This window comes from Pseudomonas sp. AP3_22 TE3818, assembly GCF_053628995.1.
This window is the reverse complement of sequence record NZ_JBRJHL010000001.1, coordinates 6,035,405-6,052,553: the sequence shown is the minus strand read 5'-3', so window position 1 is coordinate 6,052,553 and position 17,149 is coordinate 6,035,405. Positions and strand designations below refer to the sequence as shown.

The following is a 17,149-nucleotide window of genomic DNA, read 5'->3' as shown; positions in this document are numbered from 1 at the left end:
GCAAGCCCGCTCCCACAGTGGTCCTCTGTCGAACACAAATATGATGTTCACAAAGGGCCACTGTGGGAGCGGGCTTGCTCGCGAATACGGTATTAGCGGCTCAGATACATCCGCGTCGTCAGTAGATAAACCGGCAACCCCGACACCACGATCAACAACGCCGCATAAGGCGCCGCCGCGGCAAATTCCACATTCGCGGTATGCGCCCAGACTTCCGTTGCCAGTGTATTCAGCCCGGTCGGACTCAGCAGCAAGGTCGCCGTCAGTTCCTTCATCGCATCCAGGAACACCAGCGCAAACGCTGCGCCCAGTGCCGGGAAAATGATCGGCAGTGTCACTCGGCAGAAAGCGCTGAATGACGAGGCGCCCAGCGTGCGTGCCGCTTCTTCAAGCTGCGGTGCCGCCTTGTTCAGGGCGGTGCGGATCGGCGCCTGGGCCAGCGGCAGAAACAGCAGTGCGTACGCGATCAGCAGCAATGCCGAAGTCTGGTAAAGCATCGGCACGTAGTGCAGGGCGAAATACACCAGGGTCAGGGCGATGACCAGTCCCGGCAGTGCGTGCAGCAGATACGGCAAGCGCTCGGCCCAGATCGCCAGTTGGCCCTTGTAGCGCACGACCAGCAGGCCGACCGGCACCGCCAGCACCAGGCACACCGCAGCGCCACCCAGCGACAGCGCGAGGGATGACAGCAATGCTTCGCCGATGGCTGCCATTGGAAAGGCTGCCGATGATCCCACGGCCAGCCAGTAAGCCAGCATCCCCAACGGAATCCCGCTGCCAAGGATTGCCAGCAGCAGGCAATAAAGCTGTCCTGCCACCGCCCAGGGGCCCAGTTGAACCTGTTCCGCGCGGCGCGCCGCACCCTGGCCGGTGCGCACGTGTCGACCCTTGCCGCGCACGCGCAGCTCCAGCCATAACAGCGCCAGGCACAGCATCAGCAGTACGGCAGAGAGCATCGCCGCGTTGGCATTGCTGAACTCCAGCTCGAACTGTTGGTAGATCGCCGTGGTGAAGGTTTGCAGGCCGATGATTGACAACGCGCCGAACTCCACCAGCATGTGCAGGGCAATCAGCAAAGAACCCGCGAGCAGCGACGGCCAGAGCAGGGGCAGGGTGACCTTGAAGAACACGCCCCCGCGGTTCTGTCCCAGGGTGCGCGCCGACTCTTCCAGTGACGGGTCGAGATTGCGCAGGGTCGCCGCCACCGGCAGGAAAATCAGCGGGTATTTAGAGAGCGTCATCACCAGAATCGCCCCGCCGAGCCCTTCGAAATGAGCGCTCAATGAAACCCAGGTGAAGCTACTGACAAACGCCGGTACGGCGAAGGGCAGGCACAGGATCACGCCCCACAGGCGTCGCCCCGGCAGGCTGCTGCGCTCCAGCAACCACGCCAGCGACAGGCCGATCACGCCGCAGGCCAGTGTCACGCCGACCATCAGAGCCAGGGTATTGCGCAGCAGTCCGAACACATAGGGGCGCCACAGCAAATGCAGCGCCTCGGCCCAGCCTGCTTGCCAGGCCTTGAGCCCGACATAGGCCAACGGCAGCAGGCTGAGCACCACCAGTAGCAAAACCGGCAGGACCAGCCAGATCGACGGCCGCTTGCGCCGTGGCATGTACCCGCCATGCGCGGAAAGCGATGCGCTCATCAGTTCAGGCCAACGTCACGTTCCAGATCCAGGGCTTCTTCGGCGTTGCCCAGGTCGGCTGGCGTGACTTTCGGTGCTTGCAGCTCGCTGAATGGCTTGAGCCCGCGATCAGATTCCATGCCTTTGTGGAGCGGGTATTCGGCGGTGGTCTGGGTGATCACGCGCTGGCCTTCCTCGCTGGCCATGTAGGCGAGCAATTGCTGTGCTTCTTTGGGGTGTTTGCTGGATTTCAGGGCTGCTGCGCTGGACACGGTGATCAGCCCGCCGACGTCGCCGCCGGTGAAGTAGTGCAGTTTCGAATCGAGCTGGCCTTTTTCACGCTGCAAGGCGAACCAGTAGTAGTTGTTGACCAGCACGGTGGCCACTTCGCCATTTTCCACGGCTTTGAGCGCGACCATATTGTTGCTGTAGGTCTTGCCGAATGCGCGCAGCCCGGTCAGCCATTCTTCGGCAGCGTCCATGCCGTGCACTTTGATGATCGCAACGGCTTGTTCCTGGAAGGCACCGCTGGTGGGCACGAAGCCGACCTTGCCTTGCCATTTGGGATTGGAGAAATCCATCACCGAGGTCGGCAGGTCTTTTTCATCAATCAGCTTGGGGTTGTAGGCGACGACGCGCACCCTGGCGGTCACGCCAATCCAGGTGCCATTGCTGGCGACGTATTCCTTGGGCAGAACGGCCAGTGTGGCGTCATCCGCCTTGGCCAGCAGGCCTTGTTCGCCAAGTTTGTTCAGTGGCGGCGATTCTTCGGTGTAAATCACGTCGGCAGGGGAGCGGTCGCCTTCTTCGACGACCTGGCTGGCGAGCTGGTTGCTGCTGCCTTTGCGTACGTTGACGTGGATCCCGGTCTTTGCTTCGAAGGCTTTGGCGACCGCATCGCCGACTTCTTTGTGTTGGCCGTTGTAGAGCGTCAGGGAAACCGGGTCGGCGGCTTGGGTGAGGGGAGTGGCAAGTGCCAGTCCGAGCAGCGTGATGGTCAAGCCGCGGCGCAGGGTATTTCGAAACATCATTCGCAGGGGTCCTCACTGTCGCATTGCAAAAACTTGCAACAATGATAAACGATATTGTTTCTCAAGTGCGTCTTGCGGGTTGGATTTGCTTTTGGTGCGGGCTGCCGATGACCCTGTAGGAGCGAGCAGGCTCGCGATGGCCTCCAACGATAACGCGGGGGTGCCTGCATGCCAGTGTTGTCTGGGCGTGCATCGCGAGCAGGCTCGCTCCTACAGAAGGGCGGTAGAGAACATTTCTGGATGCCGGAAACGCAAAAACCCGCTTTCGCGGGTTTTTGTGAAATTCAAGGCCGTAACCTTGAACTTGAATTGGTGCCCAGAAGAAGACTCGAACTTCCACGACCGTAAGGTCACCAGCACCTGAAGCTGGCGTGTCTACCAATTTCACCATCTGGGCATTCATCTTCAGCGTTGCCGCTGTTGATGTGGCGCACTATACGGAGAGCGTTTTGATCTGTAAACCCCTGATTTTAAAAATTAATAAACCAGTGTTCCAGAATGCAAAAACCCGCTTTCGCGGGTTTTTGTGTGAGCCTTGAAATTGATCTAATCTCAAGCTCGAAATTGGTGCCCAGAAGAAGACTCGAACTTCCACGACCTTGCGGTCACCAGCACCTGAAGCTGGCGTGTCTACCAATTTCACCATCTGGGCAGTATCGGCAACGTCTCCGTCGTCGATGGCGCGCACTATACGGAGCGTCTTTTTAACTGTAAACCCCCGGGATCAAAAAAACCTGGAAAATTTCGCCAGTGGTCTTCAAAACAGCTTTGCGGTGTCGATACAGGGCTTTAGATGGGTCGTCTTAGCCTGAAATTTCCCGTTTCATTACGCCTATGCCAAACTAACCCGCATATAGACAAGGTGAAAACTCTCTAATGGCCGATTGGCAGTCCCTCGATCCCGAGGCCGCTCGTGAAGCGGAAAAATATGAAAACCCTATCCCTAGCCGCGAACTGATCCTTCAGCACCTTGCTGATCGGGGTTCGCCTGCTAACCGCGAGCAACTGGTCGAAGAGTTTGGTCTGACCACAGAAGACCAGATCGAAGCCCTGCGCCGCCGCCTGCGCGCCATGGAGCGCGATGCTCAACTCATCTATACCCGTCGCGGCACTTATGCACCAGTGGACAAGCTTGACCTGATCCTGGGCCGCATCAGCGGTCACCGTGACGGCTTTGGCTTCCTGGTGCCGGACGATGGCAGTGACGATCTGTTCATGAGCCCGGCGCAGATGCGCCTGGTGTTCGACGGTGACCGTGCCCTGGCGCGTGTTTCCGGCCTGGATCGTCGTGGTCGCCGCGAAGGCATGATCGTCGAAGTGGTGTCCCGTGCTCACGAAAGCATCGTCGGTCGCTACTTCGAAGAAGGCGGTATCGGTTTCGTTGTCGCGGATAACCCGAAGATCCAGCAGGAAGTGCTGGTGACGCCGGGCCGTAATGCCAACGCGCAGATCGGTCAGTTCGTCGAAGTGAAGATCACTCACTGGCCGACGCCACGCTTCCAGCCACAAGGCGACGTGGTTGAGGTCGTGGGCAACTACATGGCGCCGGGCATGGAAATCGACGTCGCCCTGCGTACCTATGACATTCCTCACGTCTGGCCTGACGCCGTGCTCAAGGAAGCCGGCAAGCTCAAGCCGGAAGTCGAAGAGAAAGACAAAGAGAAGCGCATCGACCTGCGTCATCTGCCGTTCGTCACCATTGACGGCGAAGATGCCCGCGACTTCGACGATGCGGTCTATTGCGAAGCCCGTCCGGGCAAGCTGCGTCTGTTCTCGGGCGGCTGGAAGCTGTACGTGGCGATTGCCGACGTATCCAGCTACGTGAAGCTCGGTTCGGCGCTGGATGCCGAAGCCCAGGTTCGCGGCAACTCGGTGTACTTCCCCGAGCGCGTGATTCCGATGCTGCCTGAGCAGTTGTCCAACGGTTTGTGCTCGCTGAACCCGCAGGTTGATCGTCTGGCCATGGTTTGCGAGATGACCATCTCCAAGTCCGGCGAAATGACCGACTACTGCTTCTACGAAGCGGTGATCCACTCCCATGCGCGCCTGACCTACAACAAGGTCAGCGCCATGCTGGAAACGCCGAAAGCCACCGAGGCGCGCAAGCTGCGCGGCGAATACACCGACGTCGTGCCGCACCTCAAGCAGCTGTACTCGCTGTACAAGGTATTGCTGGCGGCCCGTCACGTTCGTGGCGCGATTGATTTCGAGACCCAGGAAACCCGGATCATCTTCGGTTCCGAGCGCAAGATCGCCGAAATCCGTCCGACCGTGCGCAACGATGCACACAAGCTGATCGAGGAATGCATGCTGGCGGCCAACGTGGCCACCGCCGAATTCCTGAAAAAGCACGAAATTCCTGCGTTGTACCGCGTTCACGATGGTCCGCCACCGGAGCGTCTGGAAAAACTGCGCGCCTTCCTCGGCGAGCTCGGCCTGTCCCTGCACAAAGGCAAGGACGGTCCGTCGCCGAAGGATTACCAGGCATTGCTGGCCGGTATCAAGGATCGTCCGGATTTCCACCTGATCCAGACCGTCATGCTGCGTTCGTTGAGTCAGGCGGTATACAGCGCCGATAACCAGGGCCACTTCGGCCTGAATTACGAAGCCTATACCCACTTTACCTCGCCGATCCGCCGCTACCCGGATTTGCTCACGCACCGCGCAATCCGCAGCGTGATCCATTCCAAGCAGAACACCCCGCACGTTCGCCGTGCCGGTGCGATGACCATTCCGAAGGCGCGCATCTATCCGTACGACGAAGCGGCCCTGGAGCAACTCGGCGAGCAGTGCTCGATGAGCGAGCGCCGTGCCGACGAAGCGACCCGCGATGTCGTGAACTGGCTCAAGTGCGAGTTCATGAAAGATCGCGTGGGCGAATCGTTCCCGGGTGTGATCACTGCCGTGACCGGTTTTGGTCTGTTCGTCGAGCTTACAGACATTTATGTCGAAGGCTTGGTGCACGTCACCGCGCTGCCGGGCGATTACTACCACTTCGATCCTGTGCACCACCGCCTGGCCGGTGAGCGCACCGGTCGCAGTTTCCGCCTGGGCGACACCGTGGAAGTGCGGGTCATGCGCGTCGACCTCGACGAGCGCAAGATCGACTTCGAGATGGCTGAAAAAACCATCAGTGCACCGATCGGCCGCAAAAAACGCGGTACCGAAAGTGCAGCGCCTGCAGCGAAAGTCGAAGTGGAGGCGGCCCCGGCAAAAACCGGTCGTCGTCCTGCCAAGGAAAAGGCTGTCGAGGCCTATCGCCCGAGCGATGCAGCGGCGAAAAACGCCGAAGTGCGTAAAAGTCGTGAAATGAAACAGGCGTTGCTGGCCGGTGCGAAAAGCGGCGGTAAAGCCGCGTCTGGGGGAAAGACCAGCCGGTCGGCGCCTGACAAGGCCGTCGGCGGCAAGCCAGCCAAACCGAGCAAACATCGTAAAGGCCCGCCAAAAGCGGGCTCGGCTCCAGCCAAGAGTGGCGGGGCGCGTAAACCTAAGGCCAAGCCATGAGTCAGTTGGAAAAGATCTACGGCGTTCATGCTGTAGAAGCGTTGTTGCGTCACCACCCGAAACGCGTCAAGCAGATCTGGCTGGCCGAAGGCCGCAATGATCCTCGGGTCCAGACGCTGATTGAGCTGGCCAATGAAAACCGGGTCCAGGTCGGCCAGGCCGAGCGCCGCGAAATGGACGCCTGGGTTGAAGGCGTGCACCAGGGCGTGGTCGCGGACGTGAGTCCGAGCCAGGTCTGGGGCGAGGCAATGCTCGACGAACTGCTCGATCGCACCGACGGCGCACCGTTGTTGCTGGTGCTCGACGGCGTGACCGATCCGCACAACCTCGGTGCCTGCCTGCGCTCCGCCGATGCGGCGGGCGCGCTGGCAGTGATCGTGCCGAAGGACAAGTCGGCTACCCTGACGCCGGTCGTACGGAAAATCGCCTGCGGTGCCGCCGAAGTGATTCCGCTGGTTGCCGTGACCAACCTGGCGCGCACCCTGGAAAAGCTCCAGCAGCGCGGCTTGTGGGTTGTCGGCACGGCCGGCGAGGCTGAGGTCAGTCTGTATGACCAGGATCTCACCGGTCCGACCATCCTGATCATGGGTGCCGAAGGCAAGGGCATGCGCCGCCTGACCCGCGAGCATTGCGATTATCTGGTGAACCTGCCGATGGCCGGTAGCGTCAGCAGTCTCAACGTTTCCGTGGCGACCGGCGTTTGCCTGTTCGAAGCGCAGCGCCAGCGCAGTGTCAAAGCCAAGGCTGCCGCCAAGAAATCCTGATCCATGCGCGACCCACTGTAGGAGCGAGCTTGCTCGCGAAGAACTCAAGATCACCGCGGAGAATCAGCTTCCCCGCGTTATCGTTGACGACCTTCGCGAGCAAGCTCGCTCCTACAGTGTTCTTGTTGTGCTGGTGGCTGTTCAAATAATCACCAATTACCTTGCGCCTCTCTCGCCCCTTCTCTACAATTGCGCCCCTTGCTGTGATGGCAGGCACCAACGTGTCTAGCGTCCGCAAGTCCATAAGTGTCATTCACTCCTTGTCTGACCGCTTTTGAGCGGCAGGCTACAACCCGTAAGGAGCATTCATGCGTCATTACGAAATCATCTTTTTGGTCCACCCGGATCAAAGCGAGCAAGTCGGCGGCATGGTTGAGCGTTACACCAAGCTGATCGAAGAAGACGGCGGCAAAATCCACCGTCTGGAAGATTGGGGCCGTCGTCAACTGGCCTACGCAATCAACAATGTTCACAAGGCTCACTACGTGATGCTGAACGTTGAGTGCACTGGCAAGGCCCTGGCCGAGCTGGAAGACAACTTCCGCTACAACGATGCAGTGATCCGTAACCTGGTCATCCGTCGCGACGAAGCCGTTACCGGCCAGTCCGAGATGCTCAAGGCTGAAGAAAACCGCAGTGAGCGCCGTGAGCGTCGCGACCGTCCTGAGCACGAAGGCGTTGAAAGCGCTGACAGTGATGACAGCGACAACAGCGATAACGCTGACGAGTAATCCACGGACCTTTTAAGGAGCCTATCAAATGGCACGTTTCTTCCGTCGTCGTAAATTCTGCCGCTTCACCGCTGAAGACGTGAAAGAGATCGATTACAAAGATCTCAACACTCTGAAAGCCTACGTATCCGAGACCGGCAAAATTGTTCCAAGCCGCATCACCGGTACCAAAGCTCGTTATCAGCGTCAGCTGGCCACCGCTATCAAGCGCGCCCGCTTCCTGGCCCTGCTGGCCTACACCGACAGCCACGGCCGCTGAGACCGGGCAGTCGACACGTAGCAAAGGATTGAATGCATGCGGGCCATAGCTGAGTTCATCATGCGCGGCCGTATGCAGGCCACTCTGGTAGTGGCCGGATGCGCGGCATTGCCGTTGTTGTATTGGTTGGGTGCTGCCGCCGGATGCCTTGTGCTCCTGCGGCGCGGATTGAGGGATGCCCTGGGCGTTCTTGCTCTGGGACTGCTGCCGGCATTGGCCTGGTGGCTTTACTCCGACGACCCACGGGCACTTCTGGTGCTGCTGGGGTCTGCGAGCCTTGCGTTGGTTTTGCGCGCAAGCGAGTCCTGGAACCGCGTGCTGCTGGTCAGCATAGCGATGGGAGTGGTGTTTTCAGTGGTGTTGGGGACAGCTTTTGCTCCCCAGATCGAGATGCTGGCGCAGGCTTTGATCAAAGTCATGCCGTCGCTACTCGGCGATGTCTACCAGAAGTTGTCGGTAGACGAACAAGCGCGTTTCGCGTCCCTGATTGCACCGGTCCTGACCGGCCTGATTGCGGCATTGTTGCAAATCGTCAGCTTGCTGAGCCTGCTTGTCGGGCGCTACTGGCAGGCGTTGTTGTACAACCCGGGCGGTTTTGGTCGCGAGTTTCGCGCCATCCGTTTCCCGCTGTTGCCGGCGATGTTGCTGCTGGCGTGCATGCTTCTGGGGCCGAACATCGGTCCGCAGATGGCCATGTTGACGCCGTTGTGCAGCGTACCGCTGGTGTTCGCCGGGCTGGCCCTGATTCACGGGCTGGTGGCGCAGAAGCGACTGGCCAGGTTCTGGCTGGTGGGGTTGTACGTGACGCTGTTGCTGTTCATGCAACTGATCTATCCGTTGCTGGTGGTCCTGGCCATCGTCGACAGCCTGATTGATTTTCGCGGTCGTTCGGCACCGAAAGATGCCGATAACGCGAACGGTGAAGGTTAAAAGTTAAGAGGATTTTCACATGCAACTGATCCTTCTGGAAAAAGTCACCAACCTGGGCAACCTGGGTGACAAAGTGAACGTTAAGGCTGGTTACGGTCGTAACTACCTGCTGCCTTACGGCAAAGCTACCGCTGCGACCCCAGCCAACCTGGCTGCGTTCGAAGAGCGTCGCGCTGAGCTGGAAAAAGCTGCAGCAGATCGCAAAGCATCGGCTGAAAGCCGCGCTGCCCAACTGGCCGAGCTGGAAGTGACCATCACTGCCACCGCTGGCGACGAAGGCAAGCTGTTCGGTTCGATCGGTACTCACGACATCGCTGACGCACTGACCGCCTCCGGCGTTGAAGTGCAGAAGAGCGAAGTTCGTCTGCCGAACGGCACCATCCGCAACGTAGGCGAATTCGACGTAGCCGTGCACCTGCACGCCGAAGTTGAAGCCACCGTACGCGTTGTCGTGGTAGCAGCTTAAGCAGCACTTGTCGGCTGGCACCCTCGGGTGCTTGCCGGTAACATCGGGCACGATCCTGTTTACAGGTCGTGCCCTTTGTCTTTCTGGCATCCCAGTTTTTACATTCCTGCTTTCCAAAAAAAAACCAAGTGGCCATGAACGAAATCTTAGCTCCCGAGCAATACGACCTGCAAACCGCCGCGCTGAAGGTGCCGCCGCATTCCATCGAGGCCGAACAGGCCGTGCTCGGTGGTCTGATGCTGGACAACAACGCCTGGGAGCGTGTGCTCGATCAAGTCTCCGACGGCGATTTCTATCGACATGACCACCGTCTGATTTTCCGCGCGATCGCCAAACTGGCCGATCAGAACTCGCCGATCGACGTCGTGACCCTTGCCGAGCAATTGGACAAGGAGGGTCAGACCTCGCAAGTCGGTGGCCTCGGCTACTTGGGCGAGCTGGCGAAAAACACGCCGTCCGTCGCCAACATCAAGGCCTATGCGCAGATCGTTCGCCAGCGCGCGACCCTGCGTCAATTGATCGGCATCAGCACCGAAATCGCCGACAGCGCCTTTAACCCTGAAGGGCGCACGGCAGAAGAAATCCTCGATGAAGCAGAACGGCAGATCTTCCAGATCGCCGAGGCCCGGCCAAAAACCGGCGGCCCGGTGGGTGTGAACGAGTTGCTGACCAAGGCCATCGACCGCATCGACACCCTCTTCAACACCGACAACGCCATCACCGGCCTGTCCACCGGCTACACCGACCTCGACGAGAAAACCAGCGGTCTGCAACCGGCCGACCTGATCATCGTCGCCGGCCGTCCGTCCATGGGTAAAACCACCTTTGCGATGAACCTGGTGGAAAACGCCGTGCTGCGCAGCGAGAAGGCCGTCCTGGTGTACTCCCTTGAGATGCCAGGCGAATCGCTGATCATGCGTATGCTGTCTTCCCTCGGCCGCATCGACCAGACCAAGGTGCGTTCCGGTCAGTTGGAAGACGACGACTGGCCGCGCCTGACCTCGGCGGTCAACCTGCTCAACGACCGCAAGCTGTTCATCGACGATACCGCGGGCATCAGCCCGTCGGAAATGCGCGCCCGGACTCGCCGTCTGGTGCGCGAACACGGCGATGTCGGCCTGATCATGATCGACTACCTGCAGCTGATGCAGATCCCGGGTTCCAGCGGTGACAACCGGACCAACGAGATTTCCGAGATCTCCCGATCCCTGAAAGCCCTGGCCAAGGAGTTCAACTGCCCGGTGGTGGCGCTCTCGCAGCTCAACCGTTCCCTGGAACAACGGCCGAACAAGCGCCCGGTGAACTCCGACTTGCGGGAATCCGGAGCGATCGAGCAGGACGCCGACGTGATCATGTTCGTGTACCGCGACGAGGTGTATCACCCGGAAACGGAGCACAAGGGCATCGCCGAAATCATCATCGGCAAGCAGCGGAACGGGCCGATCGGCTTTATCCGCCTGGCCTTTATCGGTAAGTACACCCGATTCGAGAACCTGGCGCCGGGTAGCTATAACTTCGACGATGACGAGTAACTGTTGACACAGGGCCCCTGTGGCGAGGGGGCTTGCCCCCGTTCGGCTGCGAAGCAGTCGTAAAACCAGCCAACTCGTTTCATCTGGAGAATGGGGGGCTCAGGATTTGGGGTTGCTTCGCAACCCAGCGGGGGCAAGCCCCCTCGCCACAAGGGTTGTGTGTTGCTCTATTGCGGCTCCCACCAATTTCCGACCACAGCCGTCGGAATTGGTCAAAATTTGTGCTATATTCCGCGCCCGCGAAATTCAATGAAAGCCAACACCGGTTATCGACATGCAAGCAGCCAAGCCGTTATTTGACTATCCCAAGTACTGGGCCGAATGTTTCGGGCCAGCGCCGTTCCTGCCCATGAGCAGGGAGGAGATGGATCAGCTCGGCTGGGATTCCTGCGACATCATCATCGTCACCGGTGATGCCTACGTCGATCACCCGTCGTTCGGCATGGCGATCATCGGCCGGCTGCTGGAGTCCCAGGGCTTCCGCGTCGGGATCATTGCCCAGCCGAACTGGCAGTCCAAAGACGACTTCATGAAGCTCGGCGAGCCGAACCTGTTCTTCGGTGTCGCGGCCGGCAACATGGACTCGATGATCAACCGCTACACCGCGGACAAGAAAATCCGTTCCGACGACGCGTACACGCCGGGTGGCCTGGCCGGCAAGCGTCCGGATCGCGCCAGCCTGGTCTACAGCCAGCGCTGCAAGGAAGCCTACAAGCACGTGCCGATCGTGCTCGGCGGCATCGAAGCGTCGCTGCGCCGCATCGCGCATTACGACTACTGGCAGGACCGCGTGCGCAACTCGATCCTGATCGACGCCAGTGCCGACATCCTGCTCTACGGCAACGCCGAGCGCGCCATCGTCGAGGTCGCGCAGCGTCTGTCCTACGGTCACAAGATCGAAGACATCACCGACGTGCGCGGGACCGCGTTCATCCGTCGTGACACACCGCAAGGCTGGTACGAAGTCGATTCCACGCGCATCGACCGTCCGGGCAAGATCGACAAGATCATCAACCCGTACGTGAACACCCAGGACACCCAGGCCTGTGCCATCGAGCAGGAAAAGGGGCCGGTTGAAGATCCGCAGGAAGCCAAGGTCGTACAGATCCTGGCGAGCCCGCGCATGACCCGCGACAAGACCGTGATCCGTCTGCCGTCGGTGGAAAAGGTCCGCAACGACGCGGTGCTCTACGCCCACGCCAACCGTGTGTTGCACCTGGAAACCAACCCGGGCAACGCCCGCGCGCTGGTGCAGAAGCACGGCGAAGTCGATGTCTGGTTCAACCCGCCACCGATTCCGATGACCACCGAAGAAATGGACTACGTGTTCGGTATGCCTTACGCCCGCATTCCGCACCCGGCGTATGGCAAGGAGAAAATCCCGGCCTACGACATGATCCGTTTCTCGGTGAACATCATGCGTGGCTGCTTCGGCGGCTGCACCTTCTGCTCGATCACCGAGCACGAAGGGCGGATCATCCAGAACCGTTCCCACGAGTCGATCATTCGCGAAATCGAAGAAATTCGCGACAAGGTTCCCGGTTTTACCGGCGTGATCTCCGACCTCGGTGGCCCGACCGCGAACATGTACCGCATTGCCTGCAAGAGTCCGGAAATCGAATCCGCGTGCCGCAAGCCATCCTGCGTGTTCCCGGGTATCTGCCCGAACCTGAACACCGATCACTCGGCGCTGATCCAGCTGTACCGCAGTGCCCGTGAATTGCCGGGTGTGAAGAAGATCCTGATCGCTTCCGGCCTGCGTTATGACCTCGCGGTCGAGTCGCCGGAATACGTTAAGGAGCTGGTGACCCACCACGTTGGTGGTTACCTGAAGATTGCCCCGGAACACACCGAGGAAGGTCCGCTCAACCAGATGATGAAACCGGGCATCGGCAGCTATGACAAGTTCAAGCGCATGTTCGAGAAGTACTCCAAGGAAGCGGGCAAGGAGCAGTACCTGATTCCGTACTTCATCGCCGCCCACCCGGGCACCACCGATGAAGACATGATGAACCTGGCCCTGTGGCTCAAGGGCAACGGTTTCCGTGCCGACCAGGTGCAGGCGTTCTACCCGTCGCCGATGGCCACCGCCACCGCGATGTACCACTCGGGCAAGAACCCGCTGCGCAAGGTCACCTACAAGAGTGACGCGGTGACCATCGTCAAGAGCGAGGAGCAGCGTCGCCTGCACAAGGCGTTCTTGCGTTATCACGACCCGAAAGGCTGGCCGATGCTGCGTGAAGCACTGACCCGCATGGGCCGCGCCGACCTGATCGGGCCGGGCAAGAACCAGTTGATTCCTTTGCACCAGCCGTCGACCGACAGCTACCAGAGCGCCCGTCGCAAGAACTCGACGCCGGCCGGCAGCCATAAAGTGGCCAAGGAAAAGACCACCAAGATCCTCACCCAGCACACGGGTCTGCCACCGCGTGCCAGCGATGGCGGCAACCCGTGGGACAAGCGCGAGCAGGCCAAGGCGGCGGCGTTCGCCCGCAACCAGCAGGCGGCCAAGGAGCGTAAGGACGCGGCCAAGGGCAAGGGGCCCAAGCCGGCTCGCAAGCCCGTCGTACCGCGCTAAACCTCGCCTGCGCTGAACAGAACGCCAACCTTCGGGTTGGCGTTTTGCATTTCAGGGTTTAACCATTTGTGCTGGAGCCACTGGCCTCTTCGCGGGCAAGCCCGCTCCCACAGTGTCCGAGTCGAATACAAATTTTGCGAACGCCTCTAAACCTGTGGGAGCGGGCTTGCCCGCGAAGAGGCCGGTTTTGGCGGCGACTATGCAACTGAACGCCACAAATACGTGCAACTCTTGCAATCCAATTCTCCGCCTCGCCCGGTTTTGGTGCTGTACTGCCTCAGGCAACCGAAGAAAGCGCCAGCAATGCGCGATGGCATAAGTCTTGCGCGCTTTCCCATACGCTCAAGGCTCGCAGGAGGCACGCCGTGTCGATTCATGTCGCATTGCACCATGTCACGCATTACCGCTATGACCGCGCTGTCGAACTGGGTCCGCAGATTGTTCGCCTGCGTCCCGCCGCCCACAGCCGCACGCGGATTCTGTCTTATGCGCTGAAAGTCTCGCCCGAGCAGCACTTCATCAACTGGCAGCAGGACCCTCAGGGCAATTACCTGGCGCGGCTGGTGTTCCCGGAGAAAACCGAAGCGCTGCGGATCGAGGTCGATCTGCTGGCGGAGATGGCGATCTTCAATCCGTTCGACTTCTTCCTCGAACCCTACGCGGAAAAGATCCCCTTCACGTATGCCGCAGATGAGCGCAAGGAACTGGCGCCGTACCTGGAAACCCTGCCGCTGACGCCGAAATTCAAGGCCTATCTGGACGGCATCGACCGCACACCCTTGCCCGCCGTGGACTTTCTCGTCGCCCTCAACCAGCGCCTGAGCGAAGACATCGACTACCTGATTCGCATGGAACCCGGCGTGCAGACGCCGGAACACACCCTCGAACACGCCTCCGGTTCCTGCCGCGACTCGGCATGGTTGTTGGTGCAACTGCTGCGCAACCTCGGACTGGCGGCGCGTTTTGTCTCCGGCTACCTGATTCAACTGACCGCTGACGTCAAAAGCCTCGACGGCCCGTCGGGCACCGAAGTGGACTTCACCGACCTGCACGCCTGGTGCGAGGTGTACTTGCCCGGTGCGGGCTGGATCGGCCTGGACGCAACCTCCGGGCTGTTTGCCGGTGAGGGACATATCCCGTTGGCCTGTAGTCCCGATCCGTCTTCTGCGGCGCCGATCAGTGGCCTGGTGGAACCGTGCGAGTGCGAATTCAGCCACGAAATGTCCGTCGAGCGGATTTGGGAAGCGCCGCGGGTCACCAAGCCCTACACCGACGACCAGTGGCTGGCGATTCAAGCCCTGGGCCGACAGATCGATGCCGACTTGCTGGAGGGCGACGTGCGCCTGACCATGGGCGGCGAGCCGACCTTTGTGTCCATCGATGATCCGGACGGCGCCGAGTGGAATACCGCGGCACTGGGGCCGGATAAACGGCGGTTGTCCGCCGAACTGTTCCAGCGCATGCGTAAACACTACGCGCCCAATGGACTGGTGCATTTCGGGCAAGGCAAGTGGTACCCCGGCGAGCAACTGCCGCGCTGGTCGCTCAATTGTTACTGGCGCCGCGACGGCGTGCCGATCTGGCACAACAGCGCGCTGATTGCCGACGAACAACAAGACTACGGCGCCGATGGCACGCTGGCCGGCCGTTTTCTGGCGAGTGTCGCCGAACGCCTGAAAATTCCGACACGCTTCGTTTTTCCAGCCTACGAAGACAACTTCTATTACCTCTGGCGCGAAGGGATGCTGCCGCAAAACGTCAGCGCCGAGGATTCCCGTCTGGAGGAACCGCTGGAGCGGGCGCGTCTGCGCAAGGTGTTCAGCCAGGGGTTGGACAAGGTGATTGGCCAGGTCCTTCCGCTGGCGCGCACCGCCAAGGGCGATCAATGGCAGAGCGGTCGCTGGTATCTGCGCGACGAGCACTGCCGACTGGTGCCGGGAGACTCGCCGCTGGGCTATCGCTTGCCGCTGGGGTCGCAACCTTGGGTGAAAGCGGCGGAATATCCATTCATTCACGCGCAAGACCCGAATCAGGCGTTCCCGCCGCTGCCTGACAGCGGCCAGCTTCAGAACCAGGGCGCAGCCGTCACAGAAGACCGCGCGCCCAAAATCGACGAATCCGCCGACTGGCTGACCCGTACGGCCTTCTGTGCCGAGGCGCGGGAAGGCCGGTTGTACCTGTTCATGCCGCCGCTGGAGCGGGTCGAGGATTACCTCGAACTGGTCGCGGCCATCGAAGCCACCGCTGAAGAACTGATGTGCCCGGTATTGCTGGAGGGCTATGAGCCGCCGAGCGATCCCCGCCTGAGCAATTTCCGCATCACCCCGGACCCGGGGGTGATCGAGGTCAACGTGCAGCCGTCCGCGACCTGGGATGAATTGGTCGAACGCACTGAGTTCCTCTACGAAGAAGCGCGCCAGACCCGCCTGACCACCGAGAAATTCATGATCGACGGCCGGCACACCGGTACGGGCGGCGGTAACCATTTCGTGCTGGGTGGCGCGACCCCGGGGGACTCGCCGTTTCTGCGTCGCCCGGATCTGCTGCGCAGCCTGATCAGCTACTGGCACAACCACCCATCCCTGTCCTACCTGTTTTCCGGATTGTTCATCGGCCCGACATCCCAGGCGCCTCGCGTCGACGAAGCGCGCAACGATGCCTTGTACGAACTGGAAATCGCCTTCGCGCAGATGCCTGAAGCGGGTGAGGAATGTCCGCCATGGCGGGTGGATCGACTGCTGCGCAACCTGCTGATCGATGTCACCGGCAACACCCACCGCGCCGAGTTCTGCATCGACAAACTCTATTCGCCGGACGGTGCCACCGGGCGCCTCGGATTGCTGGAGCTGCGGGCGTTCGAGATGCCGCCCCATGCCCGCATGAGCCTGGCGCAACAATTGTTGCTGCGGGCGCTGGTGGCGCGGTTCTGGCGCGAGCCCTATGCACCGCCAAAACTGGCGCGCTGGGGCACGGAACTGCACGATCGCTTCCTGTTGCCGCACTTTATCGAGCAGGATTTTGCCGATGTCATCGTCGACCTCAACGCCGCCGGTTATCCGCTGCGGGCCGAATGGTTCGCCGCGCATCTGGAGTTCCGTTTTCCCAAGGTGGGCGATTACGCTGTCAGTGGTATTGCCCTGGAACTGCGCCAGGCGCTCGAGCCCTGGCACGTACTGGGTGAAGAGGGCGCCATGGGCGGCACGGTGCGTTACGTGGATTCGTCGCTGGAGCGTTTGCAGGTCAAGCTCAGCGGTTTGCCGCCCCAGCGTTACCTGCTGACCTGCAACGGTATTCCTGTTCCATTGCAGCCCACAGGGCGGGTCGGCGAGTTCGTCGCGGGCGTGCGTTTTCGTGCCTGGCAACCGGCCAACTGCCTGCAGCCGACCATCCCGGTCCACGCGCCGCTGGTATTTGACCTGCTCGATACCTGGATGCAGCGTTCGCTGGGCGGCTGCCAGTACCACGTCGCCCACCCGGGCGGGCGCAACTACGACAGCTTGCCGGTCAATGCCAACGAGGCCGAGAGCCGGCGGATGGCGCGCTTCTTCCGCATCGGACACACGCCGGGGAAACTGCCTGTACCCCATCTGGACATTAACGATGAGTTACCGATGACGCTCGATTTACGACGTTTCTAAACCGTCCGCGACGCTCGGATTTTTCGTCTATCCGGGCGTCACGAGCCTGCGCTAGTCTGACCGATCATTGCTGTCTGCCGAGCTTTCC

11 protein-coding genes and 2 tRNA genes are annotated in these 17,149 nt (G+C 60.6%); 9 read left to right on the top strand and 4 right to left on the bottom strand.

The window, feature by feature from the left end:
* Positions 1 to 92 precede the first annotated feature (92 nt).
* The 4 genes from AB7M25_RS27555 to AB7M25_RS27540 form a co-directional block, all read right to left on the bottom strand.
* Complete coding sequence (locus AB7M25_RS27555; RefSeq protein WP_429382510.1) at positions 93 to 1,649, bottom strand: ABC transporter permease; 1,557 nt, start codon at positions 1,647 to 1,649, stop codon at positions 93 to 95.
* Complete coding sequence (locus AB7M25_RS27550; RefSeq protein ID WP_454238238.1) at positions 1,649 to 2,659, bottom strand: extracellular solute-binding protein; 1,011 nt, start codon at positions 2,657 to 2,659, stop codon at positions 1,649 to 1,651. The genes AB7M25_RS27555 and AB7M25_RS27550 overlap by 1 nt, the downstream gene beginning before the upstream one ends.
* Positions 2,660 to 2,969: 310 nt before the next feature.
* A tRNA-Leu gene (locus AB7M25_RS27545) sits at positions 2,970 to 3,056 on the bottom strand.
* 168 nt (positions 3,057 to 3,224) lie between these two features.
* Positions 3,225 to 3,311: transfer RNA gene (locus tag AB7M25_RS27540), tRNA-Leu, on the bottom strand.
* Positions 3,312 to 3,535: 224 nt separating this feature from the next.
* Between AB7M25_RS27540 and rnr the strand changes: the two genes are divergently transcribed.
* From rnr to AB7M25_RS27495, 9 genes are all read left to right on the top strand, one after another.
* A complete protein-coding gene (gene rnr, locus AB7M25_RS27535) occupies positions 3,536 to 6,163 on the top strand; it encodes a ribonuclease R (RefSeq protein ID WP_429560557.1) in 2,628 nt (875 codons plus the stop codon).
* Complete coding sequence (rlmB, locus tag AB7M25_RS27530) at positions 6,160 to 6,927, top strand: 23S rRNA (guanosine(2251)-2'-O)-methyltransferase RlmB (protein WP_007973273.1); 768 nt, start codon at positions 6,160 to 6,162, stop codon at positions 6,925 to 6,927. Before rnr ends, rlmB begins: the two co-directional genes overlap by 4 nt.
* A gap of 308 nt (positions 6,928 to 7,235) precedes the next feature.
* Positions 7,236 to 7,658 (top strand): 30S ribosomal protein S6, encoded by a 423-nt coding sequence (gene rpsF, locus AB7M25_RS27525; protein ID WP_007973274.1) that lies wholly within the window; start codon positions 7,236 to 7,238, stop codon positions 7,656 to 7,658.
* A gap of 28 nt (positions 7,659 to 7,686) precedes the next feature.
* Positions 7,687 to 7,917, top strand: a complete 231-nt coding sequence (gene rpsR, locus AB7M25_RS27520; RefSeq protein WP_002551829.1) for a 30S ribosomal protein S18 — start codon at positions 7,687 to 7,689, stop codon at positions 7,915 to 7,917.
* Between the two features lie 36 nt (positions 7,918 to 7,953).
* Entirely contained in the window at positions 7,954 to 8,847 is an 894-nt protein-coding gene (locus AB7M25_RS27515) for a YybS family protein (RefSeq protein ID WP_007973275.1), read from the top strand.
* A 19-nt stretch (positions 8,848 to 8,866) separates the two neighbouring features.
* The gene (rplI, locus tag AB7M25_RS27510) at positions 8,867 to 9,313 is read left to right on the top strand and encodes a 50S ribosomal protein L9 (protein ID WP_007973276.1); all 447 of its coding nucleotides are present in this window, start codon (positions 8,867 to 8,869) and stop codon (positions 9,311 to 9,313) included.
* Positions 9,314 to 9,447: 134 nt separating this feature from the next.
* Complete coding sequence (gene dnaB / locus AB7M25_RS27505) at positions 9,448 to 10,845, top strand: replicative DNA helicase (RefSeq protein WP_007973277.1); 1,398 nt, start codon at positions 9,448 to 9,450, stop codon at positions 10,843 to 10,845.
* A gap of 274 nt (positions 10,846 to 11,119) precedes the next feature.
* Positions 11,120 to 13,423, top strand: coding sequence for a YgiQ family radical SAM protein (locus AB7M25_RS27500; RefSeq protein ID WP_102698664.1), 2,304 nt, complete (start codon positions 11,120 to 11,122; stop codon positions 13,421 to 13,423).
* A gap of 365 nt (positions 13,424 to 13,788) precedes the next feature.
* On the top strand, positions 13,789 to 17,061 hold the full coding sequence (locus tag AB7M25_RS27495; protein ID WP_454238237.1) for a transglutaminase family protein: 3,273 nt from the start codon (positions 13,789 to 13,791) through the stop codon (positions 17,059 to 17,061).
* The last annotated feature ends 88 nt before the right edge of the window (positions 17,062 to 17,149 follow it).

Coding starts and splice junctions, on each gene's coding strand:
- AB7M25_RS27555 (WP_429382510.1), bottom strand. CDS start 1,649: ATGAGCGCATCGCTTTCCGCGCATGGCGGGTACATGCCACGGCGCAAG.
- AB7M25_RS27550 (WP_454238238.1), bottom strand. CDS start 2,659: ATGATGTTTCGAAATACCCTGCGCCGCGGCTTGACCATCACGCTGCTC.
- rnr (WP_429560557.1), top strand. CDS start 3,536: ATGGCCGATTGGCAGTCCCTCGATCCCGAGGCCGCTCGTGAAGCGGAA.
- rlmB (WP_007973273.1), top strand. CDS start 6,160: ATGAGTCAGTTGGAAAAGATCTACGGCGTTCATGCTGTAGAAGCGTTG.
- rpsF (WP_007973274.1), top strand. CDS start 7,236: ATGCGTCATTACGAAATCATCTTTTTGGTCCACCCGGATCAAAGCGAG.
- rpsR (WP_002551829.1), top strand. CDS start 7,687: ATGGCACGTTTCTTCCGTCGTCGTAAATTCTGCCGCTTCACCGCTGAA.
- AB7M25_RS27515 (WP_007973275.1), top strand. CDS start 7,954: ATGCGGGCCATAGCTGAGTTCATCATGCGCGGCCGTATGCAGGCCACT.
- rplI (WP_007973276.1), top strand. CDS start 8,867: ATGCAACTGATCCTTCTGGAAAAAGTCACCAACCTGGGCAACCTGGGT.
- dnaB (WP_007973277.1), top strand. CDS start 9,448: ATGAACGAAATCTTAGCTCCCGAGCAATACGACCTGCAAACCGCCGCG.
- AB7M25_RS27500 (WP_102698664.1), top strand. CDS start 11,120: ATGCAAGCAGCCAAGCCGTTATTTGACTATCCCAAGTACTGGGCCGAA.